The organism is Chloroflexota bacterium (assembly GCA_016235055.1).
GTDB lineage: Bacteria > Chloroflexota > Anaerolineae > JACRMK01 > JACRMK01 > JACRMK01.
In genome coordinates this window covers 38,568-59,660 of the sequence record JACRMK010000007.1, presented here as the reverse complement: position 1 = coordinate 59,660, position 21,093 = coordinate 38,568, and the positions used below count along the sequence as shown (strand labels likewise).

The following is a 21,093-nucleotide window of genomic DNA, read 5'->3' as shown; positions in this document are numbered from 1 at the left end:
CGCGATGCCAGATCACCCATAACACCGTCTCATTTGCCGCCTTTGGAACTGTCGGCTGCCGCACCGGCGCGGAGCGCGCCGCGCGCGCCCTGCATCGTCGACAGCACGCCGCCGATCAATCCGGTCGCCACCGTGATCGCCCAGAACGAGAGCGACATCGCCGTGGCGGTCTCGCCGCTGACGCCGACCGGCACGAAGAGCGCTACGTACGACCACTCGCGCACGCCGAGGCCGTTGACGCCGACCGGCAGCAGCAGCAGCGTCGAGATGATCGGCACGAACAGGAAGAAGTAGCCGATCGACAGGTCCAGCCCGAACGCCCGGCTCATGATGTAATTGATGCCGACCAGCAGCAGGTTGAATAGGAAGCCGATCAGCATCGCTTCGAGGGTGGCGCGCGGCGAGTTGGCGCGCATCGACTCGTACAGCCGCACGACCTTCGCCTTGAACGGGAAGTTGATGCGCGCGAAGAGGCCATTGATCAGCGGCGTCGTCCAGCGCCGCTCGAACATCAGCCAGGTGCCGGCCACGCCGCCCGCACCGAACACGACCAGCAGGAGCAACACACCCTGCGGGATCAGCCCGCCGGCGAACGGCAGGGCGACCAGCGTCATCAGGAAGAACGCCATCAGGCCGCTCATGCGGTCGAGGAAGACTGTGCTAACCGATTCGGCCTTACTGACGCCGTAACGCGCCAACTCGACCGCACGCATCACGTCGCCGCCGAAACCGGTCGGCAGGAAGGTGTTGAAGAACTGGCCGACGAAATAGAGCCGGGTCAGCACGCCGACCGGCACGTTCAGGTTACGGTCCGACAGCAGGGCGCGCCAGCGGAAGACCCGGAGAAAAACGCCGAAGATGAACAGCGCCAGCGCCAGCGCCAACAACGACAGATTGGCGGAGCGCAACTGCCGCAACAGGTCGTCGCGGTCGACGCGCGCCAGCACCAGGCCGAGCAGCACCACGCTGACGAGGAACTTGGCCAGATCGAACAGTCGATTTTTCATGCGGAATATCCAACGCGGATTATACCCGTCAACCGAAACGCGCCCAAAGTGATTGGCGACAAAGGGGGTATGCTGCGAACTGTTGGAGACGCACCAGATTGTCATGCCGGCATGCAGTTAGCCGGCATCCACGCTAACTGCTGCCTCGCGTCATCGTATCGGGCTATCCGAGTGGATTCCGGCCAAAATCACGCCGGAATGACGGGTTGGCTGGCCGCATCATCCAGAAACCTTTCCGTTGTGCTGCCGAAAAGGAGTAATGCGCCCTAGCGCGCAACGAACGGCAGGAACAATACCGCAGAGAACAGAATCTCAATGCGCGCCGAATCTACTTCTGAATACCCGTACCGTAGAGGCGTGAAGCGAATCGCCTTTGACGAGCGTAGCTATTTCCGAAGATACCGTGGATAAACCGTTTTGTGAAAGATCGTGCTCCCAAACGCGGACGACTATCCAGCCATATTTCATCAACACTTGACACTGCCTAAAATCTCTTCGTCGGTTGTCCTCTATTTTCTCAAGCCACCAATCCGTGTGCGTTTTCGGAGCCTTGAAGTGATAAGGGCAACCGTGCCAAAAGCAACCGTCGATAAACACACACACATGTTGTCTCGGGAAGACAATGTCGGCACTTATCCTCAAACTCGGCTCTGGACGCATTTCTTTGCGAAAGCGCAATCCTCGCCGATGCAGCACGCTCCGTAGTGAGGTTTCGGGGCTAGTCTCACGCCCCACATTTTGCTGCATCACGTGGCGAGTCCGAAGAGAGGAAGCCACCGGAGCACGGGCACGAATTGATTGCTTTGTCCCTTTAGTGCCTTTCGCCTGCTCTCCCATGATGCATCATCCGGTCTCCAATACATCACCCCGCGCCCGCTTGAACGCAGTATGTTCGCCGTCGACCAGAACAGAGAACTCGTCACCGGTCATACCAAAGGTAATGTCAGGAAGTTCGCCAGCGTCAGGCGTAGCAAGCAACACTTGCTGCATCGGCCCCTTGACATACTTGTCAAGAAACACGCTCATGACTTGTCCTGCAGCCGCTTCGAGGTGCCTCCAAGCCGCGTCGCCTACATAAGTATCGCCGCCTTCCTTCTCAAAAGTTGCGACCAGTTCACTAAGCTTTGGGTTCAAAGTCGGATCGAGAACAACGAGTACAGGCTTGAAACCGCTAGTTCTGCAATCGAGCGGGAAATCCAATTCTTCTTGCCAGCGCCCTTGCCCGGACGCCGCGATAGTTACCCGGATTTTGATCTCGTAGGCAAGTTGTTTTCTGATGCAATCCACCTGACGCCCCTTTGATGGATCTGTATGCCTCTTGATAGGGCTGGCCTTTGCACTGAAGGGTACACCACCAATAGAATGAGCAATAATAGGCTCAAAAAGATAGCCGGTTTCTTGCCCCGCCCTGTTGTCAATATCAAATAGCCATTTTCTCCAAAGCAAGAATACGGCCAAGGCTCTAGGACTAAACTGTCCAAACTGCAACAGCGCACGAGGTCCGACCTGGTCCATCGTGGAGACTGGCTGGTACTCGAGAATACGGGCGTATTTCAGGCGTGCTTTTTGGAGAGTAGCCACACAGGCGAAGTAAGTGTCTGCATCAGGAACCAAAGCGATCAATCGCTCAACGAGACCATCGAAATCAAGTCCACTTATCTCGAGTTTCCGAGGATCAGTTTCTGCAAACAACTCACAATCTAGCCCACGAAACTCTGGGAACTCGCGAGACAACCGGAGGTCTTTAACAATTACCCCGATGATGAAACAACAAGCCGCATCGCTGAGAGCCGTTCCTAATTCACCGCTACCAGCAACGCGAACTTTCTCGATCAGAGCTTTTTGTGATTGTGTTAGGGCCATAGTCGACGCTGCTCCAAGTAACTATTTGCCGGTGATATTTGAAAACACTTATTAACCCGTGCAGTCAATTTCTCAAGCACAGGGCTCATACCTGTAGAAGCTGTAGGAACAAACGATAGAAGTGCGCCGTTTGAATGAGTTGCAGGCAAAGCTTTCAACAGGTCACTCCGGAGGTTCCGGGCAATTGCCTCGCCCAAAACAGGTGGCACAGCATTCCCAATTTGAAGAATAGCCTCTGCGACGGTACCGAAGAACTCGAAATCATCCGGGAAAGTTTGAATTCGTGCACACTCCCGAAGAGTTAGAAATCTGTCTTTTAAGGGGTGTACAAATTCGGAAATTGCCCCGCTGGTAATAGCCTTGGATGGTTCATCGATATGCAAGCGACGTAGTCCATATGGAGCCCCCCCTCTTCGCTCCGAAGGCACGCCATCCCTGACACGCCGATATGCTCGCCGACGGAAGCTATCGTGCCAAAGGTCAACAGGCAAGTGTTTCATACTCTGCCCGGGCAGCAATAGTCTAATACGCTCTGCGTCCCGCTGCGAGACAGGCCGTGTAAAGTGCCCCTGAGGTAATCCAGGAGGAGCGTCTAAGGGCTCCGGCAGCCCCACCAAAGCATCAGCCAAGGTGGGACACATTGGCAGGTGTCTGAATGAAATCGAAGACCCAGGCGCTCCAAAGGCCATGTGTGTTGGCTCAGGAAACGTGGGATCCCAACCCAATCCCCCTACGGCGATGACTCTTTTGCGATGCTGTGGAATTCCATAATTCGCCGCATTGATTTTTCGCAAATGAATACGATAACCAGCATCAACCAATGGTCCCAGCAAATCGAATACGCGATCGCCATTGTGGGCGGTGAGAAACCCTTCAACGTTTTCGAACACAAACGCCTTTGGCTTATGGCGTACTATCAACTCGGAAAAAACGCGCACCAAAGTACTGCGCGAGTCGTCGAGCCGCCGCAGTCCGGCTGAAGAGAATCCCTGGCAGGGGGGGCCACCAACAATCACATCTGATAGCGGTAACTCAGTGGCTTCGGTGATATCCACGCGAGAAAATTGATCTTTAAAATTATGTTGGTATGTGGTTATTGCGGCGGCATTGCTGTCAAGAGCACAAATACACTGGAATCCAGAATGTAGAAACCCTAGAGAAAGTCCACCCGCGCCAGAGAAGAGATCAACGAAAGTGAGTTTGTCTGTATTAGTCAGTGCTGGAACCATATCCTCGTGCTTCCTCGGCCAAATCGTATCTACAGTGTCTGCTTGATTCAGCCTAGCAAATGGGTTTCTTCACCTTGACAGCGATTATACACTTATACATGATTTCCTTTGGACTTAGGGCGCAATCATCGAACTAGGCCTCGAACAGGTGGCCAGACGCGTTAGCATGGCTGTTGCCATTGCGTGCAAGGAGCCAGACGGCTAGCCTCGCAGCAAGCCCTGTGTGCTAATATGGGCGAGCAGAGGTGGCAGCAATTGCCGTGACTACAGGAGGGTATGATAGCAACTCTATTAGGAATTCACGTGCAAACTCAGCTCATCCGCTCAACCAACAAGTCAAACAGCCTTGACAAAGCTCCAACAGACATGCATATCGCCCTCAAAGCCTATTGACGCATCAACGAGGACGCGAATGTTTGGATAATACCGCGCTGATTCACTGAACGTCAAATCGTGATGGCGTGCGAACGGCTTCCGCACACGTTGCTACGGAGCTATCGTAATCTGCCCGAGCGTGGCGCGGGCGGTGCGGCGGCCGTCGGCGTACACGACCGGCAAGCCTTTGCCCGTCTTGAGATCGTACATGCCGATCACGACCGTGGCGTTGACGGTGCGGCCGCCCGTGTCGATCTCCACCGGGTAGCGGTCTGCCAGCACATCGCCGGGCCGCCAGTCGCGCGTGAGCGCCAGGCCGTTGTCGGGGTAGGTGTCGAGATGGCCGATGCGCTGGCCGTTCTCATCGAAGACCTGCACGGTGACGGTGTAGTCGATGTCGAGCGGCACGGTGGCGCGCCAGTAGGCGGTGACGTTGAGCAACGGGCCGCCGTTGGCGCGCGACACGCCCAGCTCGTGGCCGAGCAACTCGACCTGCCCGCTGAGGTTGGCCGGGGCGCGGCCGGGCGCCTGCGCCCAGACGCTTTCGGGCACCCAGTGCGGCGACGGGTACGCAGCCGGCACCACGACGAGCGCCGACCAGAGTGAGAGGCCGCACAGCGCGGCGTTGACGGCGAACAGCAGCGCACCGGCGCGGCGCGGCCACCACGCCGCCAGACCCGCGCACACGATGATCGCCAGCGCGGGCAGGGCCGGGAACAGCAGCCGGCCGTGTGCCTGGAACGTCGCGGACAGCCAGCGCACGTAGGCAATGAATACGACCGCGCCCCAGCCCGCCAGCGCGCCCAGCGCGATCCACTCGGCGCGCGAACGGCGGCGCGCGACCGCCGCGACGACCAGCCCGGCCAGTCCGGCCAGCACCAGCAGGCGCAGGCCGTCGTACACCGGCTGTGGCAATGGCACATTCGTCCAGCCGAACAGGCCCCAGAACGAAATCTCGATCTCGTTCCACTGCTGCAGGAACCCATCGAGCGTCATCAACTCGCCCGCGCCCGCCGAGGCCGGATTGCCGAACCAGAAGCCCAGCGTCAGGCGGCGCACGACGAACCACCAGCCCGACACGAGCAGCGCGGCCGCACCGCTGATCAGCCCGGCACGCAGCAGCAGGCGCAGGTCGCGACGGCGCAGGGCCGGCACGGCGAGCGCCAGCGCGGTGCACGGCCAGAGCGCCAGCCCGCTCTCCTTCGTCAGCGGCGCGAGCCCGAGCAGGACACCGAGCGCGGCGAACTGTCGCCATGTTACAGCGGGCATGCGGCGCACCAGCCGCGGCGTGTACCAGAGACCGAGCGTCGTGATAAATGTCGCGGCGATGTCGTTCGTGACCAGGCCGCTCGTGAAGCCGAACTGCGGCACGAACGCGACGAACGCCGCTGCGCCGTACGCCAGTGCCCATTCGCGTGGGAACAGCTCGCGCGCCAGCGCATAGGTCATCACCAGCACGCCCGCGCCGAACAGCACGCCGAGCAAGCGGACCAGATGCACGGCCAGTGCCATGCCGCCGTACGGGAACGCCTCGCGCGTGGTATGCACGAACAGGTTGCGGTTGGTGAGCGCCAGCGCGTCGTTCGTCGCGTGCGGGTTGCGCGCCAGCAGGGCGTCCAGATCGCTCGGGTTCGCCCAACTCACGAGCGGTGCGGCGATCAGGTAGTAGAGCGGCGGCTGGAATGTCTCGATGCCGGCGGCATCGGGGCCAAAGAGCAGCGGCAGCCCGCGCCCCTGCGCCAGGTGCAGGACGTATGCGAAGTGCGCCGGCTCGTCGGGGCCTTCAAACAGGGGCGTCGTGACGCTGAACGCCGTCGCAACCAGTGCGAATAGCGCGACGGTGAGCGCGAGCGGCCAGTGGGCGCGCACGGCGGTCAAGGCGGTATGCACGGCTCTACAAGGCCACGCCCAGCGTTCGGTACAGTTCGAGGTGACGATCTACGATGCGCGGCCAGGTGAACTCCTGTGCCAGCGCGTATGCGCCCCGCGCCAGTTGCGCGCGCGCCTCCGGTGACGCGATCAGGCGCGCGACACGCGCCGCCAGCGCTTCGTCATCGTCCGGCGGCGCCAACGCGATATTCTCGCCGTCGCGTAGCTGCGCGACGGCGACCACCGGCGTGGTCGAGACGATCGGCATGCCGTGCGCCAGCGCGGCCATCAGCGTGCCACGGCGCAGCGATGCGCCGTCCGCATACGGCAGTACGGCGATATCGCTGGCGCGCCAGAGCGCGCTGATCTCCGCCGGCGGCCGGTAACCGGCCCAGATCACGCGCCCGCCCACGCCCAGTTGATCGAGCAGTCCCTTGACTTTGGTCGCGTACGCGCGGTTCGTCGGGTCGCTCGTGCCAACCTCACCGCCGAGCATCAGCAGGCGCACCGGATGCCCATCGCGGCAGAGTCGGCCAAAAGCGCGCATCAGCGTTTCGCCGCCCTTGCTGGCATTCAGGAAGCCGAAGTAGCAGAGCAGAATCTCGCCATCCGCGACGCCCAGCGCGGCGCGGGACGACGCGCGGTCGCCGCCGGCTTCCGCATCGATGTTGCTGCCGATCGGGATGAAGCGCAGCGGCACGTCGGCTGGCCAGCCCGCGGCCAGCGTCTGCTCATCGGCCTGGTTCGTCACGACCACCGCGTGGGCGGCGCGCGCCATCATCTGCAAAGCTCGCCAGCGAAGCGGCCCGGCCTTCGGGAACAGATACGGCACCTTGAGATCGTGAAAGGTGAGCAGCACTTTGCGACCGGGGGGGCGCGCGCGGAGGAAGCGCGGAGCAAAATGGATCGGCGGCGTCATGCCGTACGCGGCGGCCTGGTACTGGATCTGCACGACATCGCAGGTGCGCGTGGCCTCGTCAAGGCGGATTAGCGAGCGCCAGCGCCCGAAGCGCGCCCCCCGCACGCTGTATGCCTCGGTGTGCACGTCCGCCGCCGCTGCGGTCGGCGCGACGACGCACACCTCCAGGCCGCGCCGCGCAAACTCGCGCGCCATCTCGCGTGTGTAATCGCCGACCCCGCCCTGCATCGGCGGGAACTCGCCGCTGACCAGTGCAATGCGCATCGCTTACCGTGCCAGAGCCAGAAAGACCTGCCAGTAGGCCGCTACTCGTTCGCGGCGCAGCGGGCGCTTGTGCCCGACCAGCCACTTTGCGCCCTCTGCCAGCAACTGCCAGACGTACGTCAACAGCAGGAATATGCGCAGGCACACCGCCTGAAAACGCCCGTGGTGCTTGCGGAAGTAGCGAATCTTCGAGCGCTGGAAGCGGATATGCCGCAGCGGTACCACCTGTTCGCTGCTCTTGCCCTCATAGTGTATCACCTCCGCTTGCGGCAGATAGACGATGCGCCAGCCGGCGTCTTTGATGCGTTTCTGCCAATCGAGCTCCTCCGAGTACATGAAGAAGCCCTCGTCGAAGCCGCCGACCTGCGCATATACCGCGCGGCGCACCAGCAGGCACGCACCGTTCAGCCAGTCCACGTCCTGTTCGGCATCATCCGGCCGGTCGGCCACATAGTAGCGGTCGAGCACGCGGTTGCGGGGGAACCACTGCTGCACGACGGTGCTTTCCAGCAACGCGGTGGCAAACGTCGGGAAACGCCGCCGCGAGGACTGCACTGAGCCGTCGCCGTAACACAGGCGCGGGCCGGCCACGCCGACATCCGAGTGCGCCTGCATAGTGTCCAGCATGACGCGCAGGGCGTCGCCCACGATCTCCGTATCCGGGTTGAGGCAGAGCAGGTACGCGCCGGTGGCCGCCGCCAGCCCGATGTTCTGTCCGGCGCTGAAACCCGCGTTGGTATCGCACGCGATCAGGCGCACCGCCGGGAACGCCCGCCGCACCATCTCCGCGCTGCCATCCGCCGAGGCGTTGTCCACGACGATGATTTCCAGCGCCAGCGCGCGTCCCGCGCGCTGCACCGAAAGCAGGCAGGCGCGCAGCAACTCGCGGACATTCCAGTTGACGATAATGACGGAGAGCGTCACGGCAGGCATAAACAAAAAGCCGGAAGCGGGCTGTACTGCGCCACTTCCGGCCGGGGTTTGCTAGGATTTGCGCTCGACCACAAAATCGGCGAGATCGCGCATCAACCCTTTGGAAGGGCTTTCGGGCAGGCCGTCGAGCACCACCTTGGCCTTGTCGACATAGGCGCGCGCCTCGTCGAAGGCGGCTTCGATGGCCGGCGACCCGGCCACGTCGCGCACTACGGCCTGCAGGAGGCTCTCGCGATCGCCGTCGCGCCGGATGATGCGCTCGATGCGCTCGTCGCCCGGATTGCGCTCGTGCCAGCAGATCAGCGGCAGCGTGACGACGTTCTGGCGCAGGTCGTTGCCGAGCGTCTTGCCGACCGTGCCTTCCTTGCCGGTGAAGTCCAGGATGTCATCGACGATCTGGAACGCCATGCCGACATAGCAGCCGTAGTTGCGCAGCGCCTCGATATGCGCGTCGGGCGCCTGGCTGAGCATGGCGCCGGCCTCGGCGGAAACGGCAAACAGCGACGCGGTCTTGGCATAGATGCGGTGGTTGTAGTCATCGCGGCTGAAGATCGGCGCGGCTTTGAACACCTCGCGCAGTTCGCCATCCACGATCACCACCAGCGTATCGGAGAACTTCTCGATCAGGCGCAGGTTGCGCGTATACGACGCCAGCCACGCCGAGCGCGCCAGCAGGTAGTCGCCGATCAGCACGGTCGTGCCGCCGCCCCAGTGCGTGTTCAGGGTCGGGTTGCCGCGCCGCAGCATGGCGTTGTCCACCAAGTCGTCGTGTACCAGCGACGCCGTGTGCAGCAACTCGATGGCGGCCGCGGCCTGAATGACTTTGTCCTGGTCGGGCACGGGGTAGAACTGGCTGGCCGTGATGACCAGCGCGGGGCGCACGCGCTTGCCGCCGTGGTCAATCACGTAGGTGAGCAATTCGGCCAGCGTTGGATGCTCGACGTCAAGCGCGCCGCGCATCTTGCGCTCGACGAGCACGAGATCGTCGCGCAGCGGTTCCAGGATTCCAAGGATATTCATCAGGGCCAACTTCACATCTTGCGTTCAGTTCCAACGATAGATACGTCCGGCGCGCGCCGGCACATTCGTCACGCGCCGTCCAGGCCGAATAGCCGGGCCGCGTTGCGGCTCAACGCCGCCGCAATCGTCTCCAGCGGCTCGCCGCGCAGCTCGGCGACCTTCTGCGCGACCTCGCGCACGTACGCCGGCTCGTTGCGCTTACCGCGCTTCGACTGCGGTGCCAGAAACGGCGCGTCGGTCTCGACCAGCAGCGCGTCGAGCGGCACGGCGCGGGCCACACCCGGCAATTCGCGCGGATTGCGGTACGTGACCGGGCCGGCAATCGACACCAGAAAGCCGAGCGCGACGCATTCCTGCGCAGTGGCCGCATCGCCGGAGTAGCAGTGCATCACGCCGGCCGGCCGGCGCGGCGCGGCCGCCGCGTGACGGTGCAGAACGTCCAGCGTCTCCGCCTGCGCATCGCGGCAATGCACGACCACCGGTTTGCCCAGTTCCGCCGCCAGCGCCAGTTGCTGCTCGAACACCGCACGCTGCACATCACGCGGCCACGTATTATAATGGAAATCCAGCCCGCACTCGCCAATCGCCGCACAGCGCGGGTGTTGCGCCAATTCGCGCAGCGCGTCGCGCGTCGAGTCGTTCCAGCGCGTCTCGTCGTGCGGCGCAATGCCCGCCGTGGCGATCACGCCGTCATACTGCTCGGCCAGCCGCAGGGCGGCCGCGCTGCTCGCCAGATCCCAGCCGATGACCGCCATGCGGGTGACGCCCGCGTCCTGCGCCCGCGCGATGACCTCGGCGACCTCGCCCTCGAACGCGTCGGCCTGCAAGTGGCAGTGCGAGTCGAACAGCATGGCTACACGGGTATCCACTCCATAACATCAAGCCATTGCTCCGCGTCCGTGGAATCCCAGTACACGTACAAAAGACTCTATTCGAAATAAGGGATCCACCATTCTGAGCTTGTCGGAGCATGCGGAAAAGTGGCTAGTACCAGTGCTTTGACCGCATGCTTCGACAGGCTTACGATGCTACGTCGCTATTTCAGATAGAGTCTAAAGCGTCAGCCAACGACTTGAACGGCGCATGCTTACTGACTACGAATATGCCCCAATGATGGTGCCCCGTTCGCAAATGCGCGTCGATGTGAGCCGGCATGCTTTTGCGATTGTCGGTCACCAACACACGACGAGATCGTTCGAGATAATGCAATATCTCGGAATCCGATGTCCCAAGCGCAGGTGCTCGCTCTTCGCCAATTTGTTGCACATCGATTTCAGGGTAATACCGGAATACAGTCGTTCGGAAACGCGGATTCATGTTCTCATCAAACAGATACGCGATCTTCACGCCAATCAACTCCGGTAAATGCCTCGCTCGCGCAAGATGGATTCGACTTTCAACGAAGGTGGCGTGCGTCTTTGCGCCCATTGAGCACGCGACTGCGCGGCTTCGCTTTCCAGATTGGCGATGTAGTCATCAAGCGCCGCCCGGTGGTGCAAATAGTAGGCAATCAGAGCGTACACAACTTCCAGATCCAGGCCCGATAGCGCGCGCGAAATCTCCTCGGGTGAGAAGCCTTCATCGAAATAGCGTATGACATCCTCAATACCGATGCGACGCCCCCTAATGCGCAGGAGGCCATCTTCCACCATCAGATAGTCGCTGATGGCCAACGGCTCAATGGCCCAAGTTGTTATTTTCGCCATGCGTCCTCCGCTAATGCTAGAACCCGGCCAGCCGCAGCCCGGCCTGCAGGATCGGCTGCACCTTGTCGGCGCGCGTCGTCTCCGTGTAGAAGCGCATGATCGGCTCCGTGCCGGAGAAGCGCACCAGCAGCCAGTCGCCGCCGTCCATAAAGAACTTGTAGCCGTCGGTCGTGTCGAGGCCGGTCACGGCCAGCCCGCCGATTTCGGCCGGCTTCGCGCCCAGGATGCGTGCCTGGATCGCCTCGCGCTGCTCGGCCGGGAAGGTCGTATCCACGCGGTCATAGTAGTGCGCGCCGACCTTGGCGAAGAGTAACTCAATCAGTTCGGACGGCTTCTTGCGCAGGCGCACCATCATGTCGAGGATATACAGACCGGCCAGGATGCCATCACGCTCCGGGCAGTGCCCGCGGAACGCATAGCCGCCCGATTCCTCGCCGCCAATCAGCGCATCGGTCTCCAGCATCTTCGGCGCGACATATTTGAAGCCGACGCCCGTAGTGTGCACCGGCACGCCGTACAGCGCGCCGAGCTTGTCGAGCATCGAGGTTGTGCTGAGCGTTTTGACGATCGCGCCGCGCTGGCCGCGCGCTTCCAGCAGGTAGAGCGCCAGCAAGCCGTAGACGCGCAACTGGTTGATGAACGCGCCGTGCTCGTCGCCGACGCCCAGCCGGTCGGCGTCGCCGTCGGTGATGATGCACACATCGGCGTTGTTCGCCTTGGTCGTCGCCAGGCCGACATCCACGTTCGGCTGGATCGGCTCCGGGCGCTTCATCTCCGGGAATGATGGGTTGCGCGTATTGTGGATTTCGATGATCTGCGTGCGCCCGCCGCCGATCAGGCGCGGAAACCAGCCGGCGCCGTTGCCCCACATCGCGTCCACCACGATCTTGAGGCCGGCCTGCTTGATCGGCTCCAGGTCGATCAGGTCTTTCAGGTGCGTGATGTACGCGACCGACGCGTCGAATTTGCGCGCGAGGCCTTGCGCTTCCGCGTCGGCATACGCCACGCGCTTCACCGCGCTCGTATCGTCCGGGATGAGCGCCTCGATGCGCTTGAGGCCGTCGGGGTCGATCGCGCCGCCGCGATGGTCGCGCACCTTGAAGCCGTTGTCGGCGGGCGGGTTGTGCGAGGCGGTGATATTGATCGCGCCGGCCGCCTGCTTGTCCAGCACGGCGTAGGCGATCACCGGCGTCGGCGTCGCACCGTCGGTCAGCCAGACATGCAGGCCGTTACCGGCCAGCACCTCGGCGCAGGCCGCCGCGAAATGCTCCGACGCGAAGCGCTTGTCGTGCCCGACGACCACCCACGCGCCCGCATTGCCGAGCGACAGCAGGTACGAGGCGAAACCCTGCGCGCAGCGGCGCACGTTCTCGAAGGTATAGTCGTCGGCGATGACGCCGCGCCAGCCGTCGGTGCCGAACAGGATCTTCGTGCCCATTCGCTAGACCTCTCTGCCGTTCTTCAGCGCGTCCAGATCGGCCTCCACCATCATCTGAACCAGTTCCTTGAAATTGACCTGCGGTTCCCAGCCGAGCTTCGCATGCGCCTTGGCGGGATTGCCGACCAGCAGGTCCACTTCGGCCGGGCGGAAGAACTTCTGATCCACTACCACGTGGTCGCGGTAGTCGTGGCCGACATGGTTGAACGCGATCTCGGCGAACTCGCGGACGGAGTGCGTCTCGCCGGTGGCGATGACGTAATCGTCGGGCTCAGCCTGCTGGAGCATCAGCCACATCGCCTCGACGTAGTCGCCGGCGAAGCCCCAGTCGCGCCGCGCTTCCAGGTTGCCGAGGTGCAGGTCTTTCTGCAGGCCGAGCTTGATGCGCGCTACGGCGTGCGTGATCTTGTGCGTGACGAACTCCAGCCCGCGACGGGGACTCTCATGGTTAAAAAGTATGCCCGATGAGGCGTGCAGGCCGTACGATTCGCGGTAGTTGACCGTGATCCAGTGACCGTACACCTTGGCCACGCCATACGGGCTGCGCGGGTAGAACGACGTCGTCTCGACCTGTGGCACCTCCTGCACCTTGCCGAACATTTCCGACGACGACGCCTGGTAGAAGCGGAGGCCGGGGTTGACGGCGCGGACCGCTTCCAGAATGCGCGTCACGCCGAGCGCGGTGAACTCGCCGGTCAGCACCGGCTGCTTCCAGGAGGTCGGCACGAACGACTGCGCCGCCAGGTTGTAGACCTCCTGCGGCTGGAATTCGCGCAGGATTTCCATCAGCGACGATTGATCAAGCAGGTCGCCCTGCACCAGTTCAAGCTGGTTCTGGATGTGCTTGATGCGATCGAAGTTGATCGTGCTGGTGCGGCGCACCATGCCGATGACGTGATAGTTTTTCTGGAGCAACAGGTCGGCGAGGTACGATCCGTCCTGGCCGGTGATGCCCGTGATCAAAGCAGTCTTGTTCATGCGTGCTAGCGTGTCACCGGCAGGCGGCTATCGGCTGCCCGCACCGGCGTGACATAGGCTCTCCAGTATTCCAGAATATCGTGCAGCGTCTGTTCAAGCGGAATGCGCGGTTCCCAGCCGGTCGCCTGCCGGAAGCGCGAGACGTCGGCCACCGAGCGCGGCACATCGGAGGGGCGCATGCGCGCCGGGTCGGGCCGCACGGCGATCGCGCGACGCGCCTGGCCGAGCAGGATATCCAGCAGGCGCTGGATCGGCACGGAGCGTCCCGATCCGACATTGTACACTTCGCCGTCGAGCCCGCGCTCGAGCGCCAGCCGGTAAGCGCGCACCATATCGCGCACATCCGTGAAGTCGCGCTCCGCCGACAGGTTGCCGACATGGATGACCGGATCGCGCAGGCCCGCTTCGATTTCGGCAATCTGGCGGGCGAAGGCCGCCGTCACGAACTTCGAGCTCTGGCGCGGCCCAATGTAGTTGAAGGAGCGCACCCGTACCGCGTGCAGGCGGTGACTCAGGTAGAACTGCAATCCGAGCAGGTCCTGGGCGACCTTGCTGACGCCGTAGGGTGTATCCGGCCGGAGCGGCGTATCCTCGTCAATCGGCAGATCGTCCGGTCCGACCATTCCATACTCGTTATTGGAGCCGACGACCAGAACCTTCGCGTCGAGCGACGCCTGCACCATCGCTTCAAAGATATTGAGCTGGCCGCGCACGTTGGCTTCGATCGTCTGCCAGGCCATGGCCCATGAGCCGCCCACATCGGACTGTCCGGCCATGTGAAAGATCCAGTTCGGGCGCAGGTCGGCCAGCAGGGCGCGCACGACAGCGCCGTCGCGCACGTCACACTCGACGGAGTGCAGGCCGGGCGCTGCATCAGGTGCGGGCTTCGCGTGATGATAGGTGCCCCAGACCTCGACATCGCGGTCAGCCAGCAGCTTCTCTGTGAGATGCGAGCCGGCAAATCCGGCAGCCACCGTCACCAGCACGCGCAGGCGCGATGGGTTCTTCATCGCGGCAATCATAATCGAATTGCGGCGATTTGGCAAAGGATTGGCGTTGCGTCCCTTGAAATGCCCATTCCGAAAGATATCAACACGCAGACACAGAGGCACAAAGGAATATCGGTGTTTTCTTTGTGTCTCCGTGTCTTTGTGTTGGGTCTTCTTATGCGCTAGAACAGCGGCAACTGTTGGGTGGGGCGGCGGCCGTTGAGGAGGATGAACGGCGCCGCGCGGCGCGTGGCCATGCCGATGCGCTCGAGCGCGCGGATATCGCGCAGTGCGCCGGCGCGGCGCAGTTGCAGGATGCGGTCGGCGGAGAGCGGGCCGATGCCCGGCACGCGCAGGAGTTCGTCGCGCGTCGCCCGGTTGATCTCCAGCGGGAAGCGCTCCGGGTGGCGCAGTGCGTGCATGAGCTTGGGGTCGGTGTGGCGCGGCAGGTTGCCGGCCTCATCGAACTCAAGCTCGCCGGCTGCAAAGCCGTACTGGCGCATGAGGAAGTCGGCCTGGTAGAGCCGGTGCTCGCGGCGCGGGTCTTCAGCCGGCAGCCCGTCCAGCGGCGTGTCGGCCACCGGGTGAAACGCCGAATAATACGCGCGGCTGAGGCGCGCCTCGCGCGCCAGCCGCCCGACCGTGCCGACGATCTCGCGGTCGGTCTCGCCGGTCGCGCCGACGACAAACTGGGTGGTCGTGCTGACGGCTTTCAACCCCCGCGCGCGGCGGCGCGCGTTGATCTGGTTGGCCCAGTAGAGCGTCGGCTCCAGGTCCGCGTACAGGTTCTTCTCGGGCGCCAGCCGCGCCAGCCGTTCGGGCGTCGGCGCTTCGAGGTTGATCGAGATGCGGTCGGCGTACTGCATCGCCGCTTCAACGCTGGCCTCGTCCGCGCCGGGCATGATCTTGAGGTGAACGTAGCCTGAGAAATGGTGTTTGCGGCGCAGGATTTCGGTGGTCGCGATCAGGCGATCCATGGTCCACGCGGAGCGGCCGTGCACGCCCGAGGAGAGGAACAGCCCTTCGACCAGCCGCCGCGTATGCATCTGCACAAATGCCGCCGCCAGCTCCTCTGGCGCGAACTGCGTGCGCGGCAGATCGCGCCCGCGTCGCCACGGGCAGTAGTAGCAGTTGCGCGCGCAGAACGACGAGAGCATCGTCTTGAGCACGGTCAGCCGTTTGCCGTCGGGCCGCTGCACCGTGCTGATCGAGCGCTGGAGCGCATCGGCTTTGCGCCCAGCCTGATAATCGGCGCAGCGTTGCTCCGCCGCCGCATCGACTCAGCAATTCTCATTTTGGAGTCGGCTGCCAATATGCCCCCTCATCCCCTGCCCCTTCTCCCCCGCGCGCGCGGGGGAGAAGGGGAAAAGCTAACGGGGAGGGCAGCGCCACTTTTTCGGCGGGCCAGCTTGCGTGACAAGCGCCTGAGAGCCAGCGTATCGCAAGCGGCATTGGAAAGTACCCGTACAAAGCCAAATTGGGAATTGCTGACCCGGCCCGCCGTGCATGGTTAAATCGGCCGGACAATGCTACAATGGCCGCGATGAATATGCTCGACCGCAGTCCCCGCCTGTGGCAGATCGGGGTCGTTATGGTGCTGGCGGCGCTGGTGCTCGGCGTCTACGGCGTGGGCGCAGCGCTGCTGCTTGATCCCGGGCGCGCCGGCGCGACGCGATCCCCGGTGCGGATCGTATCGCCGCCGGATGGCGCGCTGCTGATGGCCGGCCAGACCTTGCGCGTGCAGGCCGAGGTATCCGGCCTTGCCGCGACGCGCTTCGAGCTTTGGGATGGCGATGATGCGGTGACGGCGACCGACGAGGTTGTCGCGCGCGGCGCGGTGGTGACCGGCGCGCACGAATGGCGCGCCACCGTGCCTGGCACGTACCAACTTTCGGTGCATGCGGTGGATGCCGGCGCGCAAGTGCGCGCATCGGCGCCGCTGACAGTCTTTGTCGCGCCGCGCGGGCAACTGATCTATGCCAGCAACCGCGCTGGGCGCTACCAGTTGTATACCATGCTGGCGAACGGCGAGGGCACCGGCACGCTGATCGAGAGCGACCGCGACGAGCGCGAGCCGGCATACGGGCCAGCCGGCACGCTGGCGTTCGTCACGCGCGATACCGCCGGCGCGGCCGATATCTGGCTGGGGCGCATGAGCGGGCCGGCGTGGGCGTTTGACAACCTGACGTCGTCGCCAGCCAATCGCGCCCAGCCGGCACTGACCGTGCAGGGCGATGCGCTGGCGTTCGTGGACTTGCGTTCCGGCGTCGGCGAGTTGTACGCCTGGGTGCTCAACGGCGGCGCGCCGCGCCGGATTGTCAGCGGCTTTGAGGAGATCGCGCACCCGTCGTGGTCGCCCGACGGCAGTCGCATTGCGTTTATAGGCCGCGCGCAGCGGAACGCCGATATTTATGTCGTCAACCGCGACGGCAGCAACATCCGGCGGCTGACCAGTGAGCCATCGCAGGAAAGCCAGCCGGCCTGGTCGCCCACCGGCGCCGGCATTGCGTTCGTGTCTAATCGCGCGGGCGCCAATCAGATATACGTCATGCTGCCGGACGGCACGCGCCAGACGCCGCTGACAACGATGGCGAGTGGCGCGGAGCAGCCGGCCTGGTCACCCGATGGGTTCTGGCTGGCGTTCGTGGCGAATACGGGCTTCGGGCCCCGACTAGACGCGCGCGAGCTCTACCTGATGCGCAGCGACGGCACGGACATCATGCGCCTGACGCGCAACGCCTACGACGACACCGACCCGGCCTGGGTGCCATGACAGCGAGCCGCTATGGTAGAATATGCGCGGGGTCATCGGTTGCCGGGCGGGAATCTCCCGTTCGGTTCTGCGCTAGTGAGACCCCCTCATGGAAACCGGGGTTCGATCCCCCGACTATACTCGTCTCAAGGGGACCGGCGCTTGCGCAGCAATCGGCCGGCCATGCAGGTGGAAAACCTCCGCCGGTCAATTGCGGTCCCTTTGAGACGGGATCAGTAGATTGAGTACAGGCCATGACGGAAATACAACTGTATACGCTGCTGTTCTTTGTTCTCACGCTGGTATTGCTGGCTGCGATCTATGTCGTGCCCAGCATCGCTTCCGTGCCGGTGCTCGAGCACGAGCGCGGGCTGTTCTATCGCAATGGGAAATTTGTGCGCGTTCTGCTTCCGGGGCGGCACTGGTACTGGCGTCGCCTCGACCATATCGTCAGGCTGGACATGCGCGCACGCTGGGCTTCGATTGCCGGGCAGGAACTGCTGACCGCGGACAACATCAGTGTCAAGCTCAGCCTGGCGGCCAGCTACGCCATCGCCGATCCATACAAAGCGGTCCAATCCACGGCCAGCTACGAACAGTCGCTGCATCTGATGCTGCAACTGATTCTGCGCGATCTGGTTGGCGCGCAGAATGTGGACGACCTGCTGGCACAGCGCAAGACGATCGGCGACGCGCTGCTCGCGGCGGCGCAGCCGCAGGCCGCGGCGATTGGCCTCGCGCTGGAGACGGTGGGCATCAAAGATGTGATGTTCCCCGGCGAGCTGAAGAATATCTTTGCGCAGGTTGTGAACGCGCGCAAGGAAGGGCAGGCGGCGTTGGAGCGCGCGCGGGGCGAGAGCGCGGCGCTGCGCAATCTGGCGAACACGGCGAAGCTACTGGAAAACAACCCGGCGCTGCTGCAACTGCGCCTGCTGCAGGCGCTCAACACCGGATCGGGACACACGATCGTGCTGAAGCTGCCCGGCGACGGCGATGACAACATCTTGCGTCCGGCGACGACTGGCGACTCGCCGTAATCGCGGACGGCGGACAAACAACGACGCCCTGCACATCACTGTGATGTGCAGGGCGTCTGTCATTCTCCCGGTGAGAAGGGCGCGGGCGGCCTCTGTACGTTTGTCCGTTCCTTGTCCGTTGTCGCGCCCACCCCGTCACCCTGTCTTCTTTTCATCCGGTCGTGCAGTGCCGTCCGCCGTCGCCGGCGGGTCCTTCTTCTCGTCTTCGTCCTCGTCCGGGAAGCCCTTGAGGCTCTCGCCGAAGAAGATCAGCTTCTGCATGATCCGGTAGTCGACGGTCTCCGGCGGGAACTGCCCGTTCTCGTCGGGCTGCCCGGCGGGCACTCCGGTCAGGTGCGCGATGCCCTCGTCGATTGTCGACACGGTCCAGATGTGGAAGCGCCCGGCGCGCACCGCCTCAACCACGTCGTCGCGCAGCATCAGGTGCGCCGCGTTGCTCTGCGGGATCAGCACGCCCTGCTCGCCGCTCAGTCCCTTGGCGAGGCAGACCTCGTAGAAGCCTTCGATCTTCTCGTTGACGCCGCCGATCGCCTGCACCACGCCGTGCTGGTTGACTGACCCGGTGACGGCGACGCCCTGCTTGATCGGCAGGCCGGCCAGCGCCGATAGCAGCGCATACAGTTCGGCGCTGGACGCGCTGTCGCCTTCGACGCCGTCGTAGCTCTGCTCGAATACCAGCCGCGCCGAGAGCGACAGCGGCGTCGCCGCGCCGTAGCGCTCCATCAGGTACCCGTTCAGGATCAGCACGCCCTTGCTGTGCAGCGGGCCGCCCAGCTCGACCTCGCGTTCGATGTCGAGCACGCCGTCGCGGCCCGGCGTCACGCTGGCCGTGATGCGGCTGGGCCGCCCGAAGGCGTAGTCGCCCAGGCTCAACACCGACAGGCCGTTGACCTGCCCGGTCGTCGCACCCGCCACGTCGATCAGCAGGATGTCGCGTGCGATCGCCTCGTCGATGTGGTCCTGGGCCTGCCGCGCGCGGTACACCTTCTCGTCGAGCGCCTTGCGGATCTCGTCGGCGCCGATGTACGGCCGGTTGGCCTGCAGCGCCCAGTAGTGCGCCTCGCGGATCACGTCGGCCAGCGCCCCGAAGTGCGTGGAGAGCTTCGTCTGGTCCTCGGCCAGCCGCGCGGCATGTTCCAGCAGGCGGGCGACGCCGGTGCGGTCGAGGTGCTTCAAGCTCTCCTTGCTGCACACCGTCGCGATGAAGGCAATGAAGTCGCGGGTGTTCCCGTTGCTCGCTTCCATGCGCGTGTCAAAGTCGGCTTTGACGCGAAAGATCTCCGGGAACTCGTCGTCGTAGGCGTAGAGCAGTTGATAGGTCATCGGGTTGCCGATCAGCACGACCTTCACATCCAGTGGGACCGGCTGCGGCTGCAACGTCTTGGTGGAGAGGTAGCCGAGCCGCTCGCTCACCTCCTCGATTTCGATGGTGCGACTGCGCAGGGCGCGCTTCAGCCCGTCCCACACGAACAAGTTGCGCAGCAGGTCCTCCGCGCGCACGACCAGGTAGCCGCCGTTGGCGCGATGCAGGGATCCCGGCTTGATCATCGTGAAGTCGGTGTACAGCGCGCCGAACTGTGTCTCTTTCTCGACACGACCGAACAGGTTGTTGTACGTCGGGTTGGATTCGACGATGACCGGCAGGCCTTCCTGCTTGCTGTTGTCCACCAGCGCGTTCACATAGTACTTGCGGAACGGCAACTCCTCCAGCCACGGCGTCGACATGGGCGAGCCGTCGCCTTTCGCCGCCTGTTCGCCCTTGAACGTGCCGATGTTCTCCAGGATGTCTTTCTGTACGGCGACCAGGTATCCGGCCACCTCGGGCATCTGGGCGTACTTCTCGTTCAGATCTTCCATTAGTCCGCTGACGATGTACAAGGTGACCTGGCGGTCAAGCGCCTGGAGCTTTTCCTGTGTGGCGCGCTCCTGGTCGCGTACCTTCTTCATCACCGCCTTCATCTTCTCTTGGATAGCTTCGCGCCGATGGGTGAAGTCCTCGCGCACGGCCGGCGGCAGGGCCTGGAACTCCGCTTCATTCAGCGGCCGCCCGCCCAGCATCGGGATCACCATCACGCCGACCGGCGTCATTTCCAGCGCAAGCCCGGCCTTGGTCGCTTCCTGGCTGAGCTGGCTGATCAGCAGTTCGCGCTGCTCGTTGAACTCGCGCAGGCAGGCGTCGTGCTTCGAGCTGTATTCGTCGCTCTCGAACGCTTTGGGCAGGCCGCGGCGCACCTGATCAATCAACGCCTTCATGTCCTGCTGAAGCTGTCGCCCCATGCCGGCCGGCAGCCGGTACACGCTCGGCTGGTAGGCGTCGCCGAAGTTGTTGACGTACACCCAGTCGGCCGGCGCGCCGTTGGCTCGCGCGACCCGCTCTAGGAACGACTGCACCGCCGTCATCTTGCCCATACCGGGCGGCCCGGCAACGAAGACGTTGTAGCCGATCTGCTGGATGCCCAGCCCGAAGCGCAGCGCCGTGACGGCGCGCTTCTGGCCGATGATGTCCTCCAGCGGCGTCACCGCCTCCGTGGTCTCGGCTGGGAGCGTGTCGGGGTCGTACCTGCGGCGCAACTGTTCGGCTGTAAGTGCTGGCATGTGGCCTCCAGGGGACGCGAATGGGGGGAAGGTGCGTGCGATACGTCTTTCACCCATTATGATTATATGACTGACCGGCTGAAGTGTCATCTATCATGCGCTTTCCGGTACACTTGCAA

The 21,093-nt window shown here is 63.4% G+C and carries 18 protein-coding genes; 2 read left to right on the top strand and 16 right to left on the bottom strand.

Translation table 11 applies throughout. The features are described from left to right. Positions 1-29: 29 nt before the first annotated feature. The 15 genes from HZB53_01705 to HZB53_01635 form a co-directional block, all read right to left on the bottom strand. Positions 30-1,007: a flippase-like domain-containing protein gene (locus tag HZB53_01705; protein ID MBI5876338.1), complete on the bottom strand. Its 978-nt coding sequence runs from the start codon at positions 1,005-1,007 to the stop codon at positions 30-32. A 312-nt stretch (positions 1,008-1,319) separates the two neighbouring features. Then, positions 1,320-1,754: a very short patch repair endonuclease gene (locus HZB53_01700; GenBank protein ID MBI5876337.1), complete on the bottom strand. Its 435-nt coding sequence runs from the start codon at positions 1,752-1,754 to the stop codon at positions 1,320-1,322. A 96-nt stretch (positions 1,755-1,850) separates the two neighbouring features. After that, entirely contained in the window at positions 1,851-2,870 is a 1,020-nt protein-coding gene (locus HZB53_01695; protein ID MBI5876336.1) for a restriction endonuclease, read from the bottom strand. Further along, positions 2,861-4,099, bottom strand: coding sequence for a DNA cytosine methyltransferase (locus HZB53_01690; GenBank protein MBI5876335.1), 1,239 nt, complete (start codon positions 4,097-4,099; stop codon positions 2,861-2,863). The genes HZB53_01695 and HZB53_01690 overlap by 10 nt, the downstream gene beginning before the upstream one ends. Positions 4,100-4,585: 486 nt before the next feature. Next, positions 4,586-6,364, bottom strand: coding sequence for a glycosyltransferase family 39 protein (locus HZB53_01685; protein ID MBI5876334.1), 1,779 nt, complete (start codon positions 6,362-6,364; stop codon positions 4,586-4,588). 4 nt (positions 6,365-6,368) lie between these two features. Further along, complete coding sequence (locus HZB53_01680) at positions 6,369-7,526, bottom strand: glycosyltransferase family 4 protein (GenBank protein MBI5876333.1); 1,158 nt, start codon at positions 7,524-7,526, stop codon at positions 6,369-6,371. 3 nt (positions 7,527-7,529) lie between these two features. Then, the gene (locus HZB53_01675) at positions 7,530-8,459 is read right to left on the bottom strand and encodes a glycosyltransferase family 2 protein (protein MBI5876332.1); all 930 of its coding nucleotides are present in this window, start codon (positions 8,457-8,459) and stop codon (positions 7,530-7,532) included. Between the two features lie 51 nt (positions 8,460-8,510). Beyond that, a complete protein-coding gene (locus tag HZB53_01670) occupies positions 8,511-9,479 on the bottom strand; it encodes a polyprenyl synthetase family protein (GenBank protein ID MBI5876331.1) in 969 nt (322 codons plus the stop codon). A gap of 68 nt (positions 9,480-9,547) precedes the next feature. Further along, positions 9,548-10,348 carry a TatD family hydrolase gene (locus HZB53_01665; GenBank protein ID MBI5876330.1) on the bottom strand — a complete coding sequence of 267 codons (801 nt, stop codon included), beginning with the start codon at positions 10,346-10,348 and terminating at the stop codon, positions 9,548-9,550. A 172-nt stretch (positions 10,349-10,520) separates the two neighbouring features. Then, a complete protein-coding gene (locus tag HZB53_01660) occupies positions 10,521-10,826 on the bottom strand; it encodes a DUF5615 family PIN-like protein (protein MBI5876329.1) in 306 nt (101 codons plus the stop codon). A 5-nt stretch (positions 10,827-10,831) separates the two neighbouring features. Further along, positions 10,832-11,185, bottom strand: a complete 354-nt coding sequence (locus HZB53_01655) for a DUF433 domain-containing protein (GenBank protein ID MBI5876328.1) — start codon at positions 11,183-11,185, stop codon at positions 10,832-10,834. Between the two features lie 16 nt (positions 11,186-11,201). Next, the gene (locus HZB53_01650; GenBank protein ID MBI5876327.1) at positions 11,202-12,623 is read right to left on the bottom strand and encodes a phosphoglucomutase/phosphomannomutase family protein; all 1,422 of its coding nucleotides are present in this window, start codon (positions 12,621-12,623) and stop codon (positions 11,202-11,204) included. Positions 12,624-12,626: 3 nt separating this feature from the next. Then, complete coding sequence (gmd, locus tag HZB53_01645) at positions 12,627-13,601, bottom strand: GDP-mannose 4,6-dehydratase (protein ID MBI5876326.1); 975 nt, start codon at positions 13,599-13,601, stop codon at positions 12,627-12,629. A gap of 5 nt (positions 13,602-13,606) precedes the next feature. After that, positions 13,607-14,593, bottom strand: coding sequence for a GDP-mannose 4,6-dehydratase (locus tag HZB53_01640; protein ID MBI5876325.1), 987 nt, complete (start codon positions 14,591-14,593; stop codon positions 13,607-13,609). Between the two features lie 179 nt (positions 14,594-14,772). Then, on the bottom strand, positions 14,773-15,789 hold the full coding sequence (locus HZB53_01635; protein ID MBI5876324.1) for a putative DNA modification/repair radical SAM protein: 1,017 nt from the start codon (positions 15,787-15,789) through the stop codon (positions 14,773-14,775). A 335-nt stretch (positions 15,790-16,124) separates the two neighbouring features. On the opposite strand from HZB53_01635, the gene HZB53_01630 reads away from it, so the two are divergent. Both HZB53_01630 and HZB53_01625 read left to right on the top strand, forming a co-directional pair. Beyond that, positions 16,125-17,363 carry a PD40 domain-containing protein gene (locus HZB53_01630; protein ID MBI5876323.1) on the top strand — a complete coding sequence of 413 codons (1,239 nt, stop codon included), beginning with the start codon at positions 16,125-16,127 and terminating at the stop codon, positions 17,361-17,363. 233 nt (positions 17,364-17,596) lie between these two features. Next, a complete protein-coding gene (locus HZB53_01625; protein MBI5876322.1) occupies positions 17,597-18,379 on the top strand; it encodes a slipin family protein in 783 nt (260 codons plus the stop codon). Positions 18,380-18,514: 135 nt separating this feature from the next. Here HZB53_01625 and HZB53_01620 read toward each other — a convergent pair whose 3' ends face one another. After that, complete coding sequence (locus HZB53_01620) at positions 18,515-20,974, bottom strand: AAA family ATPase (protein MBI5876321.1); 2,460 nt, start codon at positions 20,972-20,974, stop codon at positions 18,515-18,517. Positions 20,975-21,093: the final 119 nt, after the last annotated feature.

Bases quoted from the DNA above. Each gene is read 5' to 3' on its own strand.
- HZB53_01680 (MBI5876333.1), bottom strand. From the start codon at position 7,526: ATGCGCATTGCACTGGTCAGCGGCGAGTTCCCGCCGATGCAGGGCGGG.
- HZB53_01625 (MBI5876322.1), top strand. From the start codon at position 17,597: ATGACGGAAATACAACTGTATACGCTGCTGTTCTTTGTTCTCACGCTG.
- HZB53_01655 (MBI5876328.1), bottom strand. From the start codon at position 11,185: ATGGCGAAAATAACAACTTGGGCCATTGAGCCGTTGGCCATCAGCGAC.
- HZB53_01670 (MBI5876331.1), bottom strand. From the start codon at position 9,479: ATGAATATCCTTGGAATCCTGGAACCGCTGCGCGACGATCTCGTGCTC.
- HZB53_01705 (MBI5876338.1), bottom strand. From the start codon at position 1,007: ATGAAAAATCGACTGTTCGATCTGGCCAAGTTCCTCGTCAGCGTGGTG.
- HZB53_01700 (MBI5876337.1), bottom strand. From the start codon at position 1,754: ATGCAGCAAAATGTGGGGCGTGAGACTAGCCCCGAAACCTCACTACGG.
- gmd (MBI5876326.1), bottom strand. From the start codon at position 13,601: ATGAACAAGACTGCTTTGATCACGGGCATCACCGGCCAGGACGGATCG.
- HZB53_01695 (MBI5876336.1), bottom strand. From the start codon at position 2,870: ATGGCCCTAACACAATCACAAAAAGCTCTGATCGAGAAAGTTCGCGTT.
- HZB53_01620 (MBI5876321.1), bottom strand. From the start codon at position 20,974: ATGCCAGCACTTACAGCCGAACAGTTGCGCCGCAGGTACGACCCCGAC.
- HZB53_01650 (MBI5876327.1), bottom strand. From the start codon at position 12,623: ATGGGCACGAAGATCCTGTTCGGCACCGACGGCTGGCGCGGCGTCATC.
- HZB53_01690 (MBI5876335.1), bottom strand. From the start codon at position 4,099: ATGGTTCCAGCACTGACTAATACAGACAAACTCACTTTCGTTGATCTC.
- HZB53_01630 (MBI5876323.1), top strand. From the start codon at position 16,125: ATGGCCGCGATGAATATGCTCGACCGCAGTCCCCGCCTGTGGCAGATC.
- HZB53_01675 (MBI5876332.1), bottom strand. From the start codon at position 8,459: ATGCCTGCCGTGACGCTCTCCGTCATTATCGTCAACTGGAATGTCCGC.